Here is an 18,775-nt window from a genome sequence, read left to right on the forward strand (position 1 = left end):
CCGTTGGGCGCAAAGATGAACCATAATGGGGGATTATGATGCGCCGTACCCTGACTGATGCCCCCATCCTCGACGCTGCCTGGGGACGCAGCCCTTCGCGACCCCCGGTCTGGTTCATGCGCCAAGCCGGGCGCTCGCTGCCGGAATACCGGAAGGTGCGGGAGGGCATCGGCATGCTCGACTCCTGCTTCATGCCGGAGCTGCTGGCCGAAATCACCCTGCAGCCGGTCCGCCGCCACGACGTGGACGCAGCCATCCTGTTCTCCGACATCGTGGTCCCGCTCAAGGCCGCAGGCGTGGGTGTGGACATCGTGCCGGGCCGCGGGCCCGTCATGGATCATCCGGTGCGCACGCGCGCGGACATCGACAACCTGCCCATCCTGGACCACGACGTGGAGCAGGTGCAGCAGGGCATTGCCCACATCCTGGAGGAGCTGACCGACTCGCAGGCGCTCATCGGCTTCGTGGGTGCCCCGTTCACCCTGGCCAGCTACCTGATCGAGGGCGGTCCGTCGAAGAACCACGAGCGCACCAAGGCGCTCATGCACGCCGAGCCGGAGACCTGGCACGCGCTCATGCGCCGGATCGTGCCCACGGTGCAGGCCTTCCTGCACACCCAGGTCGAGGCCGGCATCGACGCCATGCAGCTCTTCGACTCCTGGGCGGGATACCTCAACGAGGCCGACTACCGGGAATTCGTCTTGCCGTATTCGCAGGAGATCCTCGCCGGCGTGGAGGGGATCATCCCGCGCATCCACTTCGGCGTGGGCACTGGCGAGCTGCTGCCCTCCATGGCCGAGGCCGGACCGGAGGTCGTCGGCGTGGACTACCGCGTGTCCATGGACGCGGCGGCCGCCCGCGTGCACGCCGCCCACGGCGCGCACTCCCTTCAGGGCAACCTGGACCCAGCACTGCTGTTCGCCGGCGACGACGCCGTGCGCGCGGCCGTTCGCCGCATCCGGGACGAAGTCAAAAGCGCGCAAGCGGCCGGGCACGCGACCGGCCATGTCTGGAACTTGGGCCACGGGGTGCTACCGACCACCGAGGCAGACGCCATCACTCGCGCCGTGGCCATCATTCACGAGGAAGGCTAGGAATTTTCATGCGCATTGCAATCATCGGTGCCGGGCTGGCCGGGCTGACCGCTGCCTACGAGCTTCGCGGCGAGGACCGCCAGGTCGACGTCTTTGAGGCCGCCGGGCGCATCGGCGGCAAGCTCTATACCGTGCCGTTTAACGACGGGCCCACGGACATGGGCGCGGAGGCGTTCCTGGCGCGGCGGGAGGACGCGGTGGAATTCTTCCACTCGTTGGGCCTGGCCGACCAGCTGGTCACTCCGTCGGGCAAGCGCTCCCTGGTCTATTCGCAGGGCGAGCTGACCAACCTGCCCGCCCCCAGCGTGATGGGCATCCCGGGCAACTCGGAGGTCGTCGCGCACCTGGTCTCGGAGGAGACCTGCCGCAACATCGACAACGAGGAGCCCTTCGGGTGGGAAATCGGCGGCGATGTCTCCTTGGGCCAGTTGGTGGCCCAGCAGTTCGGTCAGGACCTGGTCGACCGGGTCGTCTCCGCCCTGCTGGGCGGGGTCTACTCCTGCGCGGCCGAGGACCTCGGCCTGCGCGCGACGATCCCGAAGCTCGCCGCGGTGCTGGACGATCAAGCCGCCGACAGCAAGGTCACGCTGACCGGCGCGGTCGCCGAATACTTCCAGCGCATGAAGGCCCAGGCGGAGAAGAACCAGCCCGCCGGGGCGGACAAGGACGCCCAGCCGAAGGCGGTCTTCAACACCTTCCGCGGCGGCTACGCGCAGGTCTACGACACGCTGGCGGAAAAGTCCGGCGCGGACATCTATGTCGACACCTTCATCAGCGCCGTGGAGAAGAAAGACGACGGTTTTTGGCTCACCGGCGGCGGTCAGCCGGCGCAAAAGCCCTACGACCGCGTGGTCATCGCCACCCCGGCGCCGACCACGGCCCGCCTGCTTGCCAAGGTCGCCCCGGCCGCGTCCGAGGCCCTAAGCCCCGTCAAGCTGGCCAGCTCCGTCGTGGTGGGCCTGAAGTTCGACTCCATCACCGACCCGGAGGGCAACTCGCTGCCGGACAACTCCGGCATCTTGGTCGCCGCCGATCAGCCGGGCGTGCACGCCAAGGCGTTCACGCTGTCTACTAACAAGTGGCCGCACCTGGCCGAGCGCCTGCACGGCGGGGCCCTGGTGCGCGCCAGCTTCGCCCGCTTCGGCGACGACTCCCTGGTCCGTGCTGAGGAAGACCAGCTGGTGGACTACGCCCTCGATGATTTGCAGTCGATTACGGGCTTTGACGGGCGCGCGGCCGGCGTGGGGGAGATCTTCACCCAGCGCTGGTTTGGCGGCCTGCCGCGCTTCGATGCCACGCACCTGGCCACCGTGGAGGCCGTGCGCGAAGAACTCGCCGACGTCGCGGGCCTCGAGGTCACCGGCGCCTGGGCCGGCGGCGTAGGCGTGCCGGACGTTATCGCTGATGCCCGCGCGGCCGCCGCCCGCTTGGCCTAAGTTGGGTCAAGCACCGATTTAGTTCACGTCGCGGAAGACGAAAATCGAGGAGAAGTCCTTGTTGCCGTGGCCCATGGCCTGCTGTTCCTCGAAGTTGGCGATGGCCGCGGCGACCGCCGGCAGCGGCTTGTTGGAGGTCTGCGCCATCAGCTTGGCGTCCTTGCACAGGGCGTCAACGGTAAAATCGCCCGGCTCCGGGTTGCGCTCGCCGAGGATGAACGGGGCCTTCATGTTCTTCATGAATGCCAGGCCGGTGATGTCGAGCATCTCCAAAATGACCTCGGGGTTCAGCCCCTCGGACTCGCCCAGGTGCAGAGCCTCGAGCACACCCTCGGCGGTGACGGCCAGCGCCAGATTGGCCAATAGCTTGCCAACCGCAGCGATGGGGGCGGACTCCACGCCGATGAGCTTGTTCGCGCCGGCCCACGGGGTGACCAGGTCCATGACCATCTCGCGGCGCTCGTCGTCCGGGGTGCCCACGTACACGCCCAGCGTGCCCTCGCGGGCCGGGCCCAGGCTGCCCACCACCGGCGCGGCGACGTAGGTCTCCACTGCCGCGGCGAATTCCCGCGCGGCGTCCGGGGAGACCGTCGTGGTATCCACCCAGGTGATTCCCTCCGGGATGAGGTCGGCCTCCACGACGACCTCGCGAATATTGTCCGGCCCGAACAGGGAAGTGCAGACAACCTCCGCGTCAGCCACAGCCTCTTCCGGGCTGGTGGCCAGCTGCGCGCCCTCATCAACGAGCGGCTGTGCCTTCTCAGCGGTGCGGTTCCACACCGTGACCTCGTGGTCCTTCAGCAGGTGGCGGGCCAGCTCCGAGCCCATACGCCCAGCTCCTAGAAATGCAATCTTCATGCCCTCCAGCATGCCAGTTTTAGTGCTCCGGCGTGGTTGAGGGGTAAGACTAGATTGGTTTTCGCACCGCGGTGAGAAGATTATAGGTGAAACCCCAATTACGAGGGAACAACCAGTATTGCAATATCCTATGGCGAACATTTAATCGGCAATCACCCCCATGGGGGGGTAATTTGCAAAATGGCCAACTGGCCCTTGACCTAAAAGCGTGATCGCCATAAGTTTTAAGAAGTAAAACTAAGTAGTATTTTGGGAGGGATAGTAATGGATATCGAACGTAGGGTAAACAATGTGGTTTGGGTACTGCTTTCTGTTGCTGTGGTGACATTTATGTCCGTTTCTGTCGGAGTTGAGGCCCAAGCCGAGCCGGTAGAGAATGCTGAATCGAGTGGTCAGTTTCCAAGTGAGCTTGAAATTCTTAGCACGATTGACGAGTACATAGTTTCGGAGTCACACGGATCAGTCCGTTTCGATGCGGAGCGAGCTATAGAAGACGGAGTTGATTCCCGCATCGTAGAAATTGGATCCCAAGCTAACGAGATGATGGCTGATCAGAACTCTGAAAGATCAGATCGTCAACGGCGGGACTTAAACCCTGGGAATTACGGTAGGTGGTGTGGAAAGAATAACTCTGGTCCTGGAGAGCCGATTAATTCACTTGATCGGGCATGTATGGGGCACGATCACTGCTTAAACATTAAGCGCCCGGACTGTGACTGTGACCGTGAGTTCGTAAACAAACTTCGAGAAATTCGGAAACAATACTCAGGGTGGGCTCGCACATACCTCGAAGCTGCCATAGTGGTAGTTCCGCGGTGGCATGGCTGCAAGGTATAGGAAGATTGCAACGAGTGCCGCAAAGGTGGGTAGCGTTGAAGCGAGTTCCGGTAGGGGAGAAGGCCTTGAAAGCGCAGAGTAGTAAACCTTCAGATTCGGCGATGTTGCGTTCTCCCCGGCTTATCGGCTGGGGGCTGGTCGCAGTTGCTTTTGTTGTTGGGTATCTAATGTGGATAGTCGGCCGGACATGGTGGTGGCCATCGGTGATCGTCGCCGGAATTGTTTTGCTGGCCATCTGCGCGGTTGATTGTTACTTGGCGTTTAAAACCAAGAAATACGACTTGTACGCGGCGGCGCTACTGGCCGTTCTGGCACCGGCAGTTGTCATCAGTATCTCGTTTGGATTCTTTTTCTCCGGTCCGCCGAGCTAGGAACTGAAGCCCAGACTGGAGTTAGAGGTTGGGTTAGAAGCCAGTAAGGCCTTTGTGCGCCAGGTGTGCTAGGACTGGGTGGAGGCTCGCTCACTGCGGGCCCCGGACGAGGGAGCCGTACCCGGGAAGGCGACAAGACGGCCAGAAAGAATCATGGCTTGGTTAATTCTTGTTGTCTCCGGTGCTTTTGAAGCGGTGTGGGCGGTGGCGCTCGACCGCTCGGAGGGGTTTAGCAAACTGGTGCCCACCCTTGTCTTCTTTGTCGCCTGCGCCATTTCCATGGGCGGGCTGGCCTGGGCCCTGAAGACTCTGCCGGTGGGCACCGGCTACGCGGTCTGGGTAGGCGTGGGCGCTGGGTTGACCGTGGTGTATTCCCTCGTGACGGGGCAAGAGCCCTTCTCCGTGCTGAAACTGCTGTTCCTGGCGATGATAGTCGGCGGTATCATCGGGCTGAAGGCCGTCAGCTAGCTGCTGCCTAGAGGCCCAGGGAACGTTTGACGTCGCGTTGTACCTGCCCGGGCGAAGGGACGTCGGGAGCCGGGATATCGGGGGAGGGGAGATCCGGTTCCGGGAGATCGGGCACGCGCGGCTTCGGGAGATCGGGGGCGCGGAGTTTTTCCGGCGGGATGTTGGGGATTTTGGGCAGGCCCGGCTCGGAGAAGCTGATCCCGGGGCGCGGTGCTGGCCGGGGCGGGGCGCCGGCCGGTCCGCCGGGCCCGCGCTGGTGGCGTGAGTGGGGTGCGGCGGGGTTGCCTGGGTGCTGCTTAGTGGAGGAGTCGTCGGGGAGGTCGGGCTCTGTGGGGCCGGTGGGGGTCTCGGCATCGTCGGCCGCGGCGGCATCGTGAGCGCCGGACAGCTGCGGCGCACGCACCGGGGAGACCTCCCCGTCCAGGGCTGTCGCGTCGGGCGCGGTGGAACTCGAGCCGCTGAGCGCGGAGGCGGAGCCCGGCGACCAGGGGTGCGGGCTGGAGTCGGACTCCGGTGCGGGGCGGGCTGGTTCCGGCGCGGGTTCGGTGGTCTGGCAGGCGGAAAGGCAAAGGGTAGCGGCAATGGCAAAGGCGGCTGGGCGGTAGCGCGGCAGCATGAAAGATTCCCCCCGAATGTTTCTCGATAGCTTCGTGTGCGTAGTCGGTGATTCAGTGCGTTGGCTGAGCGTGCTGTGTGCGTGTGTTTTCCCCGAGCAGGTGGCCGGTCCGGGCCACCTAGTTCGCTCCAGCCGCCACCCTAGCGCAGGGCAGCGGAGCACGCAGGGCGGGTGCGGGCGGCTACAACTTTTGTATAGCGCGAAAACCCGTAGAATGTGGGCTATGCCTACTTCTAGCGCCATGACAACGTCCAAGTCCGCCGATCTTTTCGCACGAGCGGAGAAAGTGATCCCCGGCGGGGTGGATTCCCCGGTTCGGGCGTACGGTTCCGTCGGCGGGCAGGCCCGCGCTATTGCGCAGGGCAAGGGCTCGCAGCTGTGGGACGTGGACGGTAACACCTACGTGGACCTGGTCAGCTCCTACGGGCCGATGATCCACGGCAACGCGCACCCGAAGATCGTAGAAGCCGTGCAGTACGCGGTGGAAAAGGGCCTGAGCTTCGGCGCGACCGCTGAGGCCGAGGTGCAGCTGGCCGAGACCATCGTGGGCCGCACTGCCGTCGACAAGGTGCGCCTGGTCAACTCCGGCACGGAGGCCACCATGTCCGCGGTGCGCCTGGCCCGCGGTTTCACCGGCCGCCCGAAGGTCCTAAAGTTCGAGGGGTGCTACCACGGCCACGTGGACGCCCTGCTGGCCGCGGCCGGCTCCGGCGTGGCGACGCTGGGGCTGCCCGATAGCCCGGGCGTGACCGGCGCGCAGGCCCAGGACACCATCGTCGTGCCCTACAACGACCTGGAGGCCGTCCGTCAGGCCTTCGCCGAGAACCCCGGCCAGATCGCCTGCATCATCGCCGAGGCCGCGGCCGGCAACATGGGCACCGTCACCCCGGACGAGGGCTACAACGCCGCGCTCAAGGAGATCGCGCACGCCGACGGCGCGCTGCTCATCCTGGACGAGGTCATGACGGGCTTCCGCACCTCCCATCAGGGCTGGTACGGCGTCGACCACGTCGCCGGCGACCTGGTGACCTTCGGCAAGGTGGTCTCCGGCGGGCTGCCCGCCGCAGCCTTTGGTGGCCGTGCCGACGTGATGGACTACCTCGCCCCGGTCGGGCCGGTCTACCAGGCCGGCACACTGTCCGGTAACCCGGTGGCCATGGCCGCGGGCCTGGCCTCCCTGGAGCTGGCGGACGAGGAGCTCTACCCGCGCCTGCAGCAGCAGGCCGACCGCCTGGAAAAGCTCATCCACCGCGCCCTGGAGCGCGAGGGTGTGGCCCACCACGTCCAGCGCGCCGAGTCGATGCTCTCCATCCGCTTCGCCGAGGGCGAGGGCCGCAACTTCGCCGACATGCAGGCGGCCGAGACCTGGCGTTTCACCCCCTTCTTCCACGCCCTGCTGGAAGGCGGCGTCATGGTTCCGCCGAGCGCTTTCGAGACCTGGTTTGTATCTGACGCGCTTAGCGACAATGATTTCGAGAGGATTGAAAACGCACTTGCCACGGCAGCGAAGGCCGCTGCCGCCGCAACAAAGGAGAACTAGTGACTGCCACCATCGTCCACCTGGTCCGCCACGGCGAGGTCTACAACCCGGGCAAGATCCTCTACGGCCGGATCCCGGGCTACCACCTGTCGTCCCGCGGGCACTCCATGGCGGCGCGCACGGCCGAGGTTTTCCGCGGCCACGACGTGACCTACCTGGCGGCCTCGCCGCTGCAGCGCACCCAGGAAACCGCCCAGCCCATCTCCAAGGTCACCGGCTTGGACGTGGAGCTGGACAAGACCATCATCGAGTCCGGTAACCGCTTCGAGGGTTTGCGGACCAAGGGGCTGCGCTCCCAGCTGTGGAACCCGCGCCGCTGGCCGCTGATGCGCAACCCGCTGGAGCCGTCCTGGGGCGAGCCTTTCACCCAGATCGCAGACCGGATGATGAACGCGGTCGAGCGCGCCCGCGATAAGGCCGCTGGCCACGAGGCGGTGCTGGTCTCCCACCAGCTGCCCATCGTGATGGTCCAGCGCACCGTGCTGGGCCTGCGCCTGCCGCACGCCCCGTGGGCGCGGGAATGCGATCTGGCGTCCGTGACCTCCCTGGTCTTCCAGGACGATGAGATCACTGATATCTATTACTCGTCCCCGGCCCACCAGATCTAGCCTTCTGGCCTCGTCTTTAAGTTCTTTAGCCGCCCGATTATTAATTCAACGGTCTATTTTCCCGGCCTAGATTTTTCAGGTGTATATGTCTTCCAAGTTTGTTGCCGCCGCTGCCGCGCTGACCGCGGCGGCGCTGACCCTGTCCGCCTGCCAGCAGTCGGAGGAAAACTCCAAGAACGCCGTCGCCACGGGGGAGACCTTCGAGTTCATCACCCCGGGCGGGCAGACGGAGATCCGCTACGCGCCTGAGGAGCGCAAGCCGCTGCAAGAGTTCAGCGGCGAGGACCTGATGAACGAGGGGGAGACCATCTCCCTGTCGGACTTCGACGATCAGATCGTGGTGCTCAACTCCTGGGGCCAGTGGTGCGCGCCGTGCCGCTCCGAGTCGGACGACCTACAGCGGGTGCACGAAAAGCTCCAGGAAGACAAGGCCGGCACCGTCTTCGGCATCAACGTGCGCGACTATAACCCGCAGATTTCGCGCGACTTCAAGAAAGACAACGGCCTGGAGTACCCATCCATCTATGACCCGCCGTTCAAGACGGCGGCGGCGCTGGGCGGCGTGCCCACCGCGGTCGTGCCCACCACCATCGTGCTGGACAAGCAGCACCGCCCGGCCGCCGTCTTCCTGCGCGAGATCACGGACCAAGACCTGCTGGAGGTCGTCGAGGAACTAGAGCAGGAGTCCGCCTAGCGTATGGACGCACAGCTAATTGTGGCCCAGTCGGGGCTGGGGCAGACGTTTGCGGACACCGCCGTGGCCGGTCCCCTCCTGTTAGGGATCATCGCCGCGGCTGCTGCCGGCCTGGTCTCTTTCGCCTCCCCGTGCGTGATCCCGCTGGTGCCCGGTTATATCTCCTACCTGGCCAGCGTGGTCGGCGGGGAGGTGACTTACGACGCGGAGTACGGCGCCCGCGTGGGCAAGCGCCGCCAGTGGGCGGTAGTCGGCGCGGCGCTGCTGTTTATCCTCGGCTTCACCGTGGTATTCGTGCTGGCGACGGTCTCCGTCTTCGGCGCGATCTCCGTGCTGACCTTAAACGCTGACACGCTCATGCGTATTGGCGGCGTGGTCACCATCCTCATGGGCGTGGTCTTTATGGGCCTGGTGCCCGCGCTGCAAAAAGACACCCGCTTGTCGCCCAAGCGCTGGACCACCTGGCTGGGCGCACCGCTGTTGGGCGGTGTTTTCGCCCTGGGCTGGACCCCGTGCCTGGGGCCGACCCTGGCCGCCATCATCTCCGTGTCCGCGGGCACCGAGGGGATGACGGCGCTGCGCGGCACCATCCTCATCATTGGCTACTGCCTCGGCCTGGGGCTGCCCTTCCTGCTCGTGGCGCTGGGCTCGGCCCGGGCCATGCGCACGATTTCCTGGCTGGGCAAGCACTCGCGTACCGTGCAGGTAATCGGTGGCGTGGCCATGATCCTGGTGGGCCTGGCACTGCTGACGGGCCTCTGGGGAGAATTCATCAACTGGATCCGGCAGTGGACCGTGGAATACGGCGCGACCCTCATTTAGTTAAGGAGCATTCGTGAAGCAGATCGGCACCTGGCTCAAGCGGGGCTGGAACTGGCTGACCAGTATGCGCACCGCCTTGGCACTGCTGTTTTTGCTGGCGGTCGCCGCGATCCCCGGCTCCTTGCTGCCGCAGCGCGACCTCAACGAGGCCAATGTCAACGAGTTCATCGAGACCAACGGCACCATCGCCGAGATCTACGACAAGCTGCAGCTTTTCGACGTCTTCTCCTCCACGTGGTTCATCGCCATCTTCGTGCTGCTGACCATCTCGCTCATCGGCTGCATCCTGCCGCGCTCGTGGGATCACTACAAGGCGTGGAAGACCCAGCCGACCCGCGCGCCCAAGTTCCTGACCCGCATGCCGCTGCACTCCGAAGGCACCTCGGAGCGCGGCATCGAGGAGCTCAGCGACAAGACGCAGGCGATGTTCAAGCGCTGGCGCGTGGCCCGCTACGAGCCGGGCGAGGATCGTGCCGGGGCGCTGTCCTTTTCAGCCGAGCGCGGCTACTCCCGCGAGCTGGCCAACCTGATTTTCCACGTCGCCCTGGTGGCCATGCTGGTCACCATCGCCGTGGGCCGCATGGTCTACTACGAGGGACAGGTCATCGTGGTCACCGAGTCCGGCAAGCACGTTTCTGCCTCCGATGCCGAGCAGTCCACCGAGTTCTGCAACACCTCGACGTCGAACTACGACTCCTTCCGCGCCGGCCCGCTCTTCGACGGCACGGGCCTGCACCCCTTCTGCCTGGTCGCGCATGATTTTACCGCGGACTACCTGCCGAACGGGCAGGCGGAGATGTTCACCTCGAACGTCTCCTACGCCGAGGGCGAGGACATCTACGCCAGCGAAGAGGCCTGGGACGACTACGAGCTCAAGGTCAACCACCCGCTGCGCCTGGCCAATAACCGCGTCTACCTGCAGGGCCACGGCTTCGCGCCCACCGTGACGGTGGAGTGGCCGGACGGGGAAAAACGCACGCAGACCATGCAGTTCCGCCCGGACGATCTGACCAACTTCCTGTCCTCGGGCGCCATGCGCTTCGACCCGCCGGCCGGTATGTACCCGGACCTCTACGAGCGCCGCCAGAACCAGCTGGCTATCCAGGGCCTGTTCGCGCCGACGGCCAGCTGGTCCGGCGAGAACGGCGAGCTGCTGTCCTCGTCCTTCCCGTCCATGATGGACCCGGCGCTGGCCATCGACATCTACCGCGGCGACGCGGGCCTGGACACCGGCACGGCGCAGTCCATCTTCTCCCTAGACTCGACGCTGATGCATTCGGGCGCGCTGCAGAAGCTGGAGCGCGTCAACCTGGGGATGGGCGAGTCGGTCACGCTCGACGACGGCACCAAGGTCACCTTCGACGGCGCCAACGAGTTTGCCAACTACCAGGTCTCCTACGACCCGATGCAGTTCTGGGTGCTCGTCTCCGCACTGGTCATGCTGGCCTCCCTCGTCGGCTCGCTGGTCATCAAGCGCCGCCGCGTGTGGGTGCGCCTGCGGCCGAACGCCGACGGCACCACCGCCATTGAGATGGCGGGCCTGTCGCGCACGGACCGGGCCGGCTGGTCGGAAGAGTTCCACGTGCTCTACCGTGAGCTGCTGGAGCTGCCCGATCCGGAGGAGACGGAAGAGGACGAGCTCTTCGATTACGAAGACAAATAATCCTGTCCATCTAAAGTTGAATTCCCGTGTTGGCCAGGGGTAGTCTAATCTGCGAACGCAATCTGTCAGAGTAGGTGTGTATGCCGGTCGATCAGAACCTGTCGAACTTTTCGGACATCGCGGTACAGACCGCGTTTGTCATCTATATCGTCGCCCTTTTCATGTCCCTGATGTACTACGGGCGCATGAAGAGCCTCCTGGAGACCCGCCGCGCGGCCCAGGAAGAAAAGGCGAAGGGCCGCAAGGAAAACAAGGAGCTCGCCGCAGTAGGCGCCGGGTCTAGCGACGTCACCGCCACCCCCGTTGGGGCGTCGGGCGCAGAGCCGGCCCCGACCGCGGACGAGGTCGCGCACCGTGAGCGCCGCGCCGACAAGATTGGCAACATGACCCAGTCGCTCATCTGGGTGGCCGTGGTCCTGCACCTGGTAGCGATTGTCCTGCGCGGCCTGGCCACCGGCCGTTTCCCGTTCGGCAACCTCTACGAATACGTCCTGATGGTCACCGCCGGAACCATGGTGGTCGCCGCGATTTCCCTGCAGCGCAAGCAGTGGCGCCCGCTGTGGCCGTGGCTGCTGACCCCGATGTTGGCCCTGCTGTTCTACGGTTCCACCAAGCTGTACGTGGAGTCCGCCCCGGTCGTCCCGGCGCTGCAGTCGCACTGGGTGCCCATCCACGTCACCACGGTCTCCGTGGGCGCGTCCATCGGTATTGTCTCTGGCATCGCCTCGATTTTGTACCTGCTGCGCCGCGCGCAGCCCAAGGGCCAGGAGCATGGCTTCCTGGGCACCATCACGATGATTTTGCCCTCGGCGAAGAAGCTGGACCAGCTGGCCTACCGCCTGGCGGTTATCACCCTGCCCACTCTGGGCTTAGGTATTGTCCTGGGCGCTATCTGGGCGGAGTCCGCCTGGGGTCGTTTCTGGGGCTGGGACCCGAAGGAGGCCGTCTCCTTTGCCACCTGGATTCTCTACGCGGCCTACCTGCACATGCGCGCGACCCCCTCGGCCCGCAAGTACGCCCCCTGGGTCAACATCCTGGCGCTGGCCACCATGATCTTCAACCTGTTCTTCATTAACATGGTGGTCTCCGGCCTGCACTCCTACGCGGGCCTGAACTAGCCACGAGCTTCCCACTAGCTCACTACTGCCGCGATTGGTGGCGGGAGGTCTACTGAATGGAAAACCGCACTCGTAACAAGCCCGGCAAGCCGGCTGGGGACAACCCGCAGCTGCTGCACTTGGGCGACTACCTGGCCCGGTGCCGCCGGGAGCGCGGCATCCTGCAGCAAAAGCTCGCTGAGGACGCGGGCGTGTCCCGCTCGACGCTGCACACCATCGAGCACGGCGGCACGGGCGTGCGGTGGGAAAAGGTTGCGGCCGTGGCCCAAGCGCTGGGCCTGGAGCTCACGTTTAAAGACCAGTCCGAGTAGGCCGGGCCCACAGGCCCGCGGGGCTTAGGCCTCGTCCTGCCCGCGGGGCTTAGGCCTCGTCCTGCGGGGGCTGCTGCCGGCGCTGGCGTTCCTGCTGGCGGCGCTGCTCGGCCTCACGCGCCTCCCGCGCGCGGCGTTCCTTGAAGCGCTGCTTTTCAATGTTCCACAGGAACTCTTCGTCATCATCCGGGCCCTTGATCTGCTTGGGGCTTGGGGCGCGGTTATCCGCTTGGATTTCGGTCCGCTTGCCCCACGTGCCGGGGCCGAAGGCCTTCCAGACTAGGATGACGGCGGCAACGATGAGGAGGAGAAGGATGAGGCGTCCCATGCCCTCCATAGTACTTACCCGAAAATTAACCGACTAGCTTAGGCGAAGGTAAAATGTCTGACGTGTCAGCCCACGATAACGAAGCCCAGAACCGCCCCGCGGCGGTCCCGGAATCGACCCCCAAGTCGGCCCCGGCTCACGATGCCGCCCCGGCAACCCCGGCCGGCGATGCCCGGCCCGCCGGCCAGGCGGGTGCAGCGCAGCCTGCCGATGCGGTCACTGCCGCCGCGGGGGAGCGGGGCGAGCACGAGCCGCCCAAGCCCGACCCGGAGCTGCGCTCTGCCTCGCGCAAGGCGATGGCCAAGTACGGCCTGGCCCGCCTGGTTCTCTTCCTGGTCCTGACGGCGGTCATCCAGGGCCTAGCCATGCTCATCGGCGCCCCGGTGCCTCTTATCTTCTCCGCGCTGTTGGCCTTGTTCCTGGCGCTGCCGCTGTCGATGCTCATCTTCACCAAGTGGCGGCTCGAAGCCACGAACTCGCTGGCCGAGTACTCCCGCCAGCGCAAGGCCCACAAGGCCTGGGTCCAGCGCGAGCTAGCCGGCCGTAACTAGCGGCCGAAGAGGAAGGCGATCACCAGCATCACCGGCAGCGCGGCGAAGGTAGTCAGGAAGACGACGTCGCGGGCGACGGTCTGGCCGCGCTGGAAGGTGGCCGCGTAGTTGTAGACCTGCTGGGCCGTGGGCAGCGCGCAGAGGATAACTGCGGCGTAAGTGGCGTCGGCGCTCAGGCCGAAGATGCTCGCCAGGCCGAAGGCCGCCAGCGGCATGCCTACCAGTTTCAGGAGCGTCGCCGTCGCGGTGGGGCGGCGCGCGGAGGGGTCGGAAAGCACCCCGGAGGTCTTCAGGGAGGCACCGAAGCTCATCAGGATCATGGGGATGGACGCCCCGCCCAGCAGGCCGATGGGCTCCATGATGGGCGCGGGGATTTCCCAGCCGCGCCAGGCCACGATAAAGCCCAGGAAGCTGGCCACCACCATGGGGGAGAGCAGCCCAGTCTTGATCCCTCCCAGCAGGGACTTGCCGCCCAGCGCGCCCAGGATGAGCGGGGTGAACAGGACCATCTGGATGAAGACGACGGGGATGGCGTACGTGGAATCGCCCAGCACGTAGGTGCTCACCGGCAGGCCGATGTTGACGGAGTTGAAGTAGCTGGCCGCGGCCGCGCCGGAGGCGATATCCGGCAGGGACTGGCGGAAGTGCAGGGCCGCGTAGACGGCAGCGACCACCACGGTCGCCCCGATGACCACCAGGATGACCGGGGAGAAGACTACCCCGGGATCCGAGCGCGCCACGGAGTGGAAGAGCAAAGCCGGGGTCGCGGCGTAGAAGGCCACCCGGTTGAACATCAGGCGCTCGCGATCGGAGCCGATAACCCCGCGTACGGCGAGCACCCAGCCGACGAAGATGACGGCCAGGATGATGGCAAACCCGGTGATAACCCCTAGCATCTAGCGCACCTTTCCTGCAGTCGGTGGATCCTGCCTAGACGATGACCAGCGCGATGGCTACGACCACGGCCCAGATGAGCATGGCCCGGCCGGCCATGCCGAGGACCGGGATGAGCTCCCGACCCTGGGCGCCGCGGTTGACGGTGCGCACCGCGCCGAGCGCGAACGGGAAGTAGACCAGGCCCAGTAGCGCCAGCCAGGAGTTGAAGGCGATGCCGATAGTCAGCAGTACCGGCAACAGCAGGAGCACGGTAAACAGTAGGCGGGCTCGCTCGTTGCCCAGGGTGACGGCCAAGGTGATCTTGCCGGTGGCGGCGTCCGAGGGGATATCGCGGATGTTATTGGCCAGGTTGACCGCGGAACTCATCGCGCCAACGCCCACGGCCAGGGCGAGGCCGGTCCAGGAGATGCGGCCGGCCTGGGTGAACTCGGTGCCCAGCACGGCCACCAGACCGAAGAAGATGAAGACGGCGACCTCGCCGAGTCCGCGGTAGCCATAGGGGTTCTTGCCGCCGGTATAAAACCACGCGCCGGCGATGCACAGCGCGCCGACGAGGATGAACCACCAGGCACCCGCCCACAGGGACAGGATGATGCCGGCGGCACCGGCCACGGCGAAGCAGCCGAAGGCGGCGTACTTGACGTGGGCGGGCTTGGCGAGCCCGCCGCCGGTGAGCCGCTGCGGGCCGGAGCGGTCATCGTCGGTGCCGCGGATGCCGTCCGAGTAGTCGTTGGCAAAATTGACGCCGACGATGAGCGCCCAGGCCACGATGAGCGCGAGCAGGGCCCGCCCGAGGTGGGCTTGCCCCAGCGAGGCGGCCGCGCCGGTGCCGGCGACGACCGGGGCGAAAGCGTTGGCCCAGGTGTGCGGCCGGGCCCCTTCAATCCAATCCGCGCGGGTGGCGGAGTACTTCTTTCCAGCAGCTGACATACAGCCCATTGTGCCACGCGCTCAGTTAGCGCTTTAACTAACTGCCGTCCCAGAGCCAGCCGGAATCCCAACCGTCCTTCCCGAAAGTGCTCGTTCCAACCCGTCGAAGTCAACTTCCCACTTAACTTCCCACAGTGTTATGTTAAGTGGGAAGCTGGTGTAGCAGCCATGTTCTATTGTGCTCAGATGTAGCGTCGGGTGTTCTGCCGGCTGCGCCACGCATAGACACCGAGGGCAGCGGCGAAGACCACGGCGTTGGCTACGGTCATGGCGGCGGAGGTGGCAGCCTGGAGATGATAGGCGGCCCAGAAGCCGGCGATGGCCGTGCCGGTTGCTACCAGGCAGGCGAGACCCAGCATGGGCAGCACGCGGTGGGCTAGCAGCCGGGCGGTGATGGCGGGGAAGACCATGAGCGCGATGACCAGCATGGCGCCGGCGGCGTGGAAGGCCGCGGTGGCGCTGAATGCCACCAGAGCCATGAACGCGGTGTGCAGGCCGCGCCCGCCTATTGCCTGGATGCGGCAGAACTCGGCGTCGAAGGAGCTAGCCGTCAGCCGCGGGAAAGCCACGGCGACAAAGGCGGCGTTGATGATGAGCACGGTCAGCATGACCCAGAGGTAGTTCGGGTTGGCGAAGACCGCCAGGTTGAGATCCCCCACCAGCACGGTGTGCACGTCCAAGTGGACGTGGCTCATCTTGGTCGAAATCAGGATGGTGCCGAAGGCGAAGAGGGCGGGGAATACCAGCCCTAGGGAGGCATCGCCGGTGACCAGCTTGGCGCGGCCGAGCCACTCGGTGAGCAGGGCGACAGCCAGCCCGCCGAGCGCGGCGGTCAGCAGGAGCCAGGGGGAGCCGATATCCGCGGTGAACAGGTAGCCCACGGCGATACCGGGCAGGACCGCGTGGCCGATGCCGTCGATGACCATGGACTCGCCCTTCAGCACGACGAAGATCCCGGGGATAGCGCAGGCTAGCGAGGTCAGGATGGCCAGCAAACAGGCGGAAAAAGCGAGACTCATGCGCGCACCTCCTGGCGGCGGTTAAGGCCCGTGCGGGCGAAGGATACGGCCACGAGGGCGGCCTGGACGAGGACGATGACTGGACCGGTGGGCAGCGGTCCGTAGGCGATGGAGATGTAGCACCCGACCGCGGCGGCCAGCCCGCCGAAGGCGGCGGACAGGGCAATGAACGGGAGCAGGCGGGTGGTCCACTGCCGGGCGGCGGCAGCCGGGGCGATGACCACGGCCACCATCAACACCACGCCGGAGACTTTGACCCCGGAGACCGTGACCACCGTGAGCGCGAGGAAGCTTAACCAGTCCAGCACCCGGACGGGCAGGCCGGCCACCTGTGCAAAGGAGACGTCAAAGACGACGGCAGACTGTTTATCGTGTACCCAAGAAAGAATCAACAATGTGCCGACGCCAATGACGAGTATGAGGCTCACATCGGCGCGCGTGAGGGTGGAGGCATTCCCCAGCAGGTAGTCCTGGATGCCGGCCTTGCCGGGCAGGGGGTGGCGGGAAATGTACTGCATCAACAGCATGCCGAGTGAGAAGAATGTGGTTAAGGTGGCCGCCATGGCCGCGTCCGGGCGCAGCGGGGTGCGGCGTACTAGGGCGTTGATGATCGCCACGGCGAGCACCCCGGAAAGCACCGAGCCGACGACGAGCGCCAGCGGGTTACGGCCGTTTAGCCCCAGCATGGTGGCGGCGAGGAAGGCGACGAGCAGGCCGGGCAGGGCGGAGTGCGAAATCGCATCCGCCAGCAGCGACTGGCGCCGCAGGTAAATCAGCGGCCCCAGCGCCCCGGCGCACACGCCTAGGCCCACGGTGCCAACGAGGGCCTGCGTGTAGGTGTAGTTGTCTAAGAGATCGAGCGGGTTCATGCAGGCAGCCCGAACATCTCATTGACCACGGAATCCTGCAGGGCCTCAGCTACCGGGCCGGTGGCCAGCACGCGGCCGTGGCCGAGGGCTACCACGTCGTCGCAGTAGTGGGTGACCTCCGCGAGGTTGTGGTGGACCAGCAGGACCGCGGCGCCGTCGTCGCGCCGGGCGCGGATGATGGCCATGATGGCGTCCTGACTGGCGGCGTCCACGCCGGCGAAGGGCTCGTCCAGGATGAGCAGGTCGGGTTCGTTCACCAAGGTGCGCGCCAGAAGTGTGCGCTGGCGCTGCCCGCCGGACAGTTGCCCGATGGGCATGTGCGCATGGCTATCCATCCCGGTTTCGTGCAGGGCCTTCGTCGCGGCCTCGCGGTCCGTGCGGCCGGGCCACTGCCACCAGTGCAGGCGCGGCAGCCGGCCCATGCGCACAACATCGGTCACGGTGGCGGGGAACTGCCAGTCGACGTCCGTGTGCTGGGGCATATAGCCCAGCCGCTGGCGGAAGTGGTCGAGGGACTGCCCGTCGAAGGACAGCTCATCCGCCGCCAGCGGCTTGATCAGCCCGGTGAGGGTCTTGACCAGCGTGGACTTGCCCGCGCCGTTGGCGCCGACCAGCCCCGTAATGGCCCCGCGGCGCAGCGCGAAGGAGGCGTCTTCCAGAATTGCGTGCCGGCCGTAGCCGGCGGTCAGGTGGCTGACGCGGAGCATCGCCCGGTCGCAGTCGCTGTTGCTGCGTTCCCGCGGCACCTGGTGAAGCGCGGACATTTTAGGACAGCGCCTCCGCAACGGCCTCGGCGTTGTGCTGGAAGGCGCCCAGGTAGGTATCCGTCGGCGCGGTCGGGCCTAGCGTATCGGCGAAAAGCTCCTGGTCGGAGACGTGAACGTCCCAGTCGCGGGAGTGGACTGCCTCCTTCAGGGAGGTAATGGCCTGCGGATTGGCCTGGTTGTCCTGGAAGATGACCGGCACCTTCTCCTTGGCGATGGTGTCAGCCAGCTCGGAGATCTGTGTCGGCGACAGCGCGGCCTCGGTGGTGACGAAGTCCGTGGCGTGGACTTCGAAGTTGAAGGTCTTGCCGAAGTAGTTGAAGGCGTCGTGGCCCGTGATCAGCACGCGTGGGTCGGCGCCCTCGAGCGCTTTTTCAGCCTTCGAGTGGGCGTCGGCGATCTTTTCTTCGTAAGAGTCGGCGGCCTTCTCGTAATCCGCGGCGTTGTCCGCGTCGATCTCGCCGAGCTTGTCGCCGATTTCGTCGACCACCTGGGACCACAGCTGCGGGCTGTTCCAGATGTGCGGGTCGTAGAGCTTTTCGCCCTCCGGGCCCTGTTCCGGCCAGGGCAACAGGTCGCGCTTGTCGAGCTTCTCGCCGACGCCCAGCTGCTTGTTGCCCAGGGACTCGAGCTGGTCGATCATCTGGGCCTCGAGGTGCAGGCCGTTCCACAGGACCAGGTCGGAGTCGCGCATGGCCTCCATGTCCTGGGTGGTGGGCTGGTAGGTGTGCGGGTCGCCGCCCGGGCCGACCATGGTAGTGACCTCGGCGTCCGGGGCGATATTGTGCACGGCGTCGGCCAGGTAGCCGGTGGTGGCGAAGACGGTCAGGGGTTTGCCCGCGCTGCCCGCCGATCCGGCGGATTCTGCGGAGTCGGACGAGCAGGCGGTCAGGGTGGCAGTCAGGGTGGCAGTCAGGGTAGCCAACGTCAGGGCCGTAGCGGCCAGGGAAGTGCGACGTTTCACCGTGGGTGCCACCTCCT

At 65.8% G+C, this 18,775-nt stretch carries 22 protein-coding genes and 1 riboswitch; of the genes, 13 read left to right on the forward strand and 9 right to left on the reverse strand.

What is annotated here, in order from left to right; all coding sequences use genetic code 11:
* Positions 1-35 precede the first annotated feature (35 nt).
* Positions 36-1,094, forward strand: a complete 1,059-nt coding sequence (gene hemE / locus CCONF_RS01545; RefSeq protein WP_290224536.1) for a uroporphyrinogen decarboxylase — start codon at positions 36-38, stop codon at positions 1,092-1,094.
* A gap of 8 nt (positions 1,095-1,102) precedes the next feature.
* Entirely contained in the window at positions 1,103-2,530 is a 1,428-nt protein-coding gene (locus CCONF_RS01550; protein ID WP_070768928.1) for a protoporphyrinogen oxidase, read from the forward strand.
* An 18-nt stretch (positions 2,531-2,548) separates the two neighbouring features.
* Here CCONF_RS01550 and CCONF_RS01555 read toward each other — a convergent pair whose 3' ends face one another.
* Positions 2,549-3,400: an NAD(P)-dependent oxidoreductase gene (locus CCONF_RS01555; RefSeq protein WP_290224538.1), complete on the reverse strand. Its 852-nt coding sequence runs from the start codon at positions 3,398-3,400 to the stop codon at positions 2,549-2,551.
* Positions 3,401-3,652: 252 nt separating this feature from the next.
* Here CCONF_RS01555 and CCONF_RS01560 point away from each other — a divergent pair, with 252 nt between their 5' ends.
* The 3 genes from CCONF_RS01560 (at position 3,653) to CCONF_RS01570 (ending at position 5,064) form a co-directional block, all read left to right on the forward strand.
* Complete coding sequence (locus CCONF_RS01560; protein ID WP_290224540.1) at positions 3,653-4,225, forward strand: phospholipase A2 family protein; 573 nt, start codon at positions 3,653-3,655, stop codon at positions 4,223-4,225.
* A gap of 35 nt (positions 4,226-4,260) precedes the next feature.
* On the forward strand, positions 4,261-4,596 hold the full coding sequence (locus CCONF_RS01565) for a hypothetical protein (RefSeq protein WP_290224542.1): 336 nt from the start codon (positions 4,261-4,263) through the stop codon (positions 4,594-4,596).
* Between the two features lie 80 nt (positions 4,597-4,676).
* A riboswitch (guanidine-III (ykkC-III) riboswitch) is annotated at positions 4,677-4,742 on the forward strand.
* Between the two features lie 7 nt (positions 4,743-4,749).
* The gene (locus tag CCONF_RS01570; protein ID WP_290224544.1) at positions 4,750-5,064 is read left to right on the forward strand and encodes a DMT family transporter; all 315 of its coding nucleotides are present in this window, start codon (positions 4,750-4,752) and stop codon (positions 5,062-5,064) included.
* Between the two features lie 7 nt (positions 5,065-5,071).
* Here CCONF_RS01570 and CCONF_RS01575 read toward each other — a convergent pair whose 3' ends face one another.
* Entirely contained in the window at positions 5,072-5,680 is a 609-nt protein-coding gene (locus tag CCONF_RS01575) for a hypothetical protein (protein ID WP_290224547.1), read from the reverse strand.
* A gap of 214 nt (positions 5,681-5,894) precedes the next feature.
* On the opposite strand from CCONF_RS01575, the gene hemL reads away from it, so the two are divergent.
* The 7 genes from hemL to CCONF_RS01610 all read left to right on the forward strand — a co-directional run bounded on the left by hemL (position 5,895) and on the right by CCONF_RS01610 (position 12,436).
* Positions 5,895-7,220: a glutamate-1-semialdehyde 2,1-aminomutase gene (gene hemL / locus CCONF_RS01580; RefSeq protein WP_290224549.1), complete on the forward strand. Its 1,326-nt coding sequence runs from the start codon at positions 5,895-5,897 to the stop codon at positions 7,218-7,220.
* Positions 7,220-7,828, forward strand: coding sequence for a histidine phosphatase family protein (locus CCONF_RS01585; RefSeq protein WP_290224551.1), 609 nt, complete (start codon positions 7,220-7,222; stop codon positions 7,826-7,828). Before hemL ends, CCONF_RS01585 begins: the two co-directional genes overlap by 1 nt.
* Positions 7,829-7,913: 85 nt before the next feature.
* Positions 7,914-8,522 carry a TlpA disulfide reductase family protein gene (locus CCONF_RS01590; RefSeq protein WP_070768139.1) on the forward strand — a complete coding sequence of 203 codons (609 nt, stop codon included), beginning with the start codon at positions 7,914-7,916 and terminating at the stop codon, positions 8,520-8,522.
* A gap of 3 nt (positions 8,523-8,525) precedes the next feature.
* Entirely contained in the window at positions 8,526-9,344 is an 819-nt protein-coding gene (locus CCONF_RS01595) for a cytochrome c biogenesis CcdA family protein (RefSeq protein ID WP_070768140.1), read from the forward strand.
* Between the two features lie 64 nt (positions 9,345-9,408).
* Entirely contained in the window at positions 9,409-11,007 is a 1,599-nt protein-coding gene (locus tag CCONF_RS01600; protein WP_290226181.1) for a cytochrome c biogenesis protein ResB, read from the forward strand.
* Between the two features lie 80 nt (positions 11,008-11,087).
* Entirely contained in the window at positions 11,088-12,125 is a 1,038-nt protein-coding gene (ccsB, locus tag CCONF_RS01605) for a c-type cytochrome biogenesis protein CcsB (RefSeq protein WP_290224559.1), read from the forward strand.
* A 56-nt stretch (positions 12,126-12,181) separates the two neighbouring features.
* Positions 12,182-12,436: a helix-turn-helix domain-containing protein gene (locus tag CCONF_RS01610; RefSeq protein WP_070768142.1), complete on the forward strand. Its 255-nt coding sequence runs from the start codon at positions 12,182-12,184 to the stop codon at positions 12,434-12,436.
* A 49-nt stretch (positions 12,437-12,485) separates the two neighbouring features.
* On the opposite strand, the gene CCONF_RS01615 is transcribed toward CCONF_RS01610, so the two are convergent.
* Positions 12,486-12,764 carry a hypothetical protein gene (locus CCONF_RS01615; protein WP_290224562.1) on the reverse strand — a complete coding sequence of 93 codons (279 nt, stop codon included), beginning with the start codon at positions 12,762-12,764 and terminating at the stop codon, positions 12,486-12,488.
* A 296-nt stretch (positions 12,765-13,060) separates the two neighbouring features.
* Between CCONF_RS01615 and CCONF_RS01620 the strand changes: the two genes are divergently transcribed.
* Positions 13,061-13,315, forward strand: a complete 255-nt coding sequence (locus tag CCONF_RS01620) for a DUF4229 domain-containing protein (protein ID WP_083319103.1) — start codon at positions 13,061-13,063, stop codon at positions 13,313-13,315.
* On the opposite strand, the gene CCONF_RS01625 is transcribed toward CCONF_RS01620, so the two are convergent.
* The 6 genes from CCONF_RS01625 to CCONF_RS01650 all read right to left on the reverse strand — a co-directional run bounded on the left by CCONF_RS01625 (position 13,312) and on the right by CCONF_RS01650 (position 18,758).
* Positions 13,312-14,211 carry an AEC family transporter gene (locus CCONF_RS01625; RefSeq protein WP_290224564.1) on the reverse strand — a complete coding sequence of 300 codons (900 nt, stop codon included), beginning with the start codon at positions 14,209-14,211 and terminating at the stop codon, positions 13,312-13,314. The two genes, CCONF_RS01620 and CCONF_RS01625, sit on opposite strands and share 4 nt — an antisense overlap.
* Before the next feature lie 34 nt (positions 14,212-14,245).
* Positions 14,246-15,142: a 1,4-dihydroxy-2-naphthoate polyprenyltransferase gene (locus CCONF_RS01630; RefSeq protein WP_290224565.1), complete on the reverse strand. Its 897-nt coding sequence runs from the start codon at positions 15,140-15,142 to the stop codon at positions 14,246-14,248.
* A gap of 182 nt (positions 15,143-15,324) precedes the next feature.
* Positions 15,325-16,161, reverse strand: a complete 837-nt coding sequence (locus CCONF_RS01635; RefSeq protein ID WP_290224566.1) for a metal ABC transporter permease — start codon at positions 16,159-16,161, stop codon at positions 15,325-15,327.
* On the reverse strand, positions 16,158-17,030 hold the full coding sequence (locus tag CCONF_RS01640; protein WP_070768147.1) for a metal ABC transporter permease: 873 nt from the start codon (positions 17,028-17,030) through the stop codon (positions 16,158-16,160). The genes CCONF_RS01635 and CCONF_RS01640 overlap by 4 nt, the downstream gene beginning before the upstream one ends.
* On the reverse strand, positions 17,027-17,794 hold the full coding sequence (locus CCONF_RS01645) for a metal ABC transporter ATP-binding protein (protein ID WP_290224570.1): 768 nt from the start codon (positions 17,792-17,794) through the stop codon (positions 17,027-17,029). The genes CCONF_RS01640 and CCONF_RS01645 overlap by 4 nt, the downstream gene beginning before the upstream one ends.
* Position 17,795: 1 nt before the next feature.
* Entirely contained in the window at positions 17,796-18,758 is a 963-nt protein-coding gene (locus CCONF_RS01650; protein WP_290224573.1) for a metal ABC transporter substrate-binding protein, read from the reverse strand.
* Positions 18,759-18,775 lie beyond the last annotated feature (17 nt).

This window comes from Corynebacterium confusum, from assembly GCF_030408715.1.
GTDB lineage: Bacteria > Actinomycetota > Actinomycetes > Mycobacteriales > Mycobacteriaceae > Corynebacterium > Corynebacterium confusum.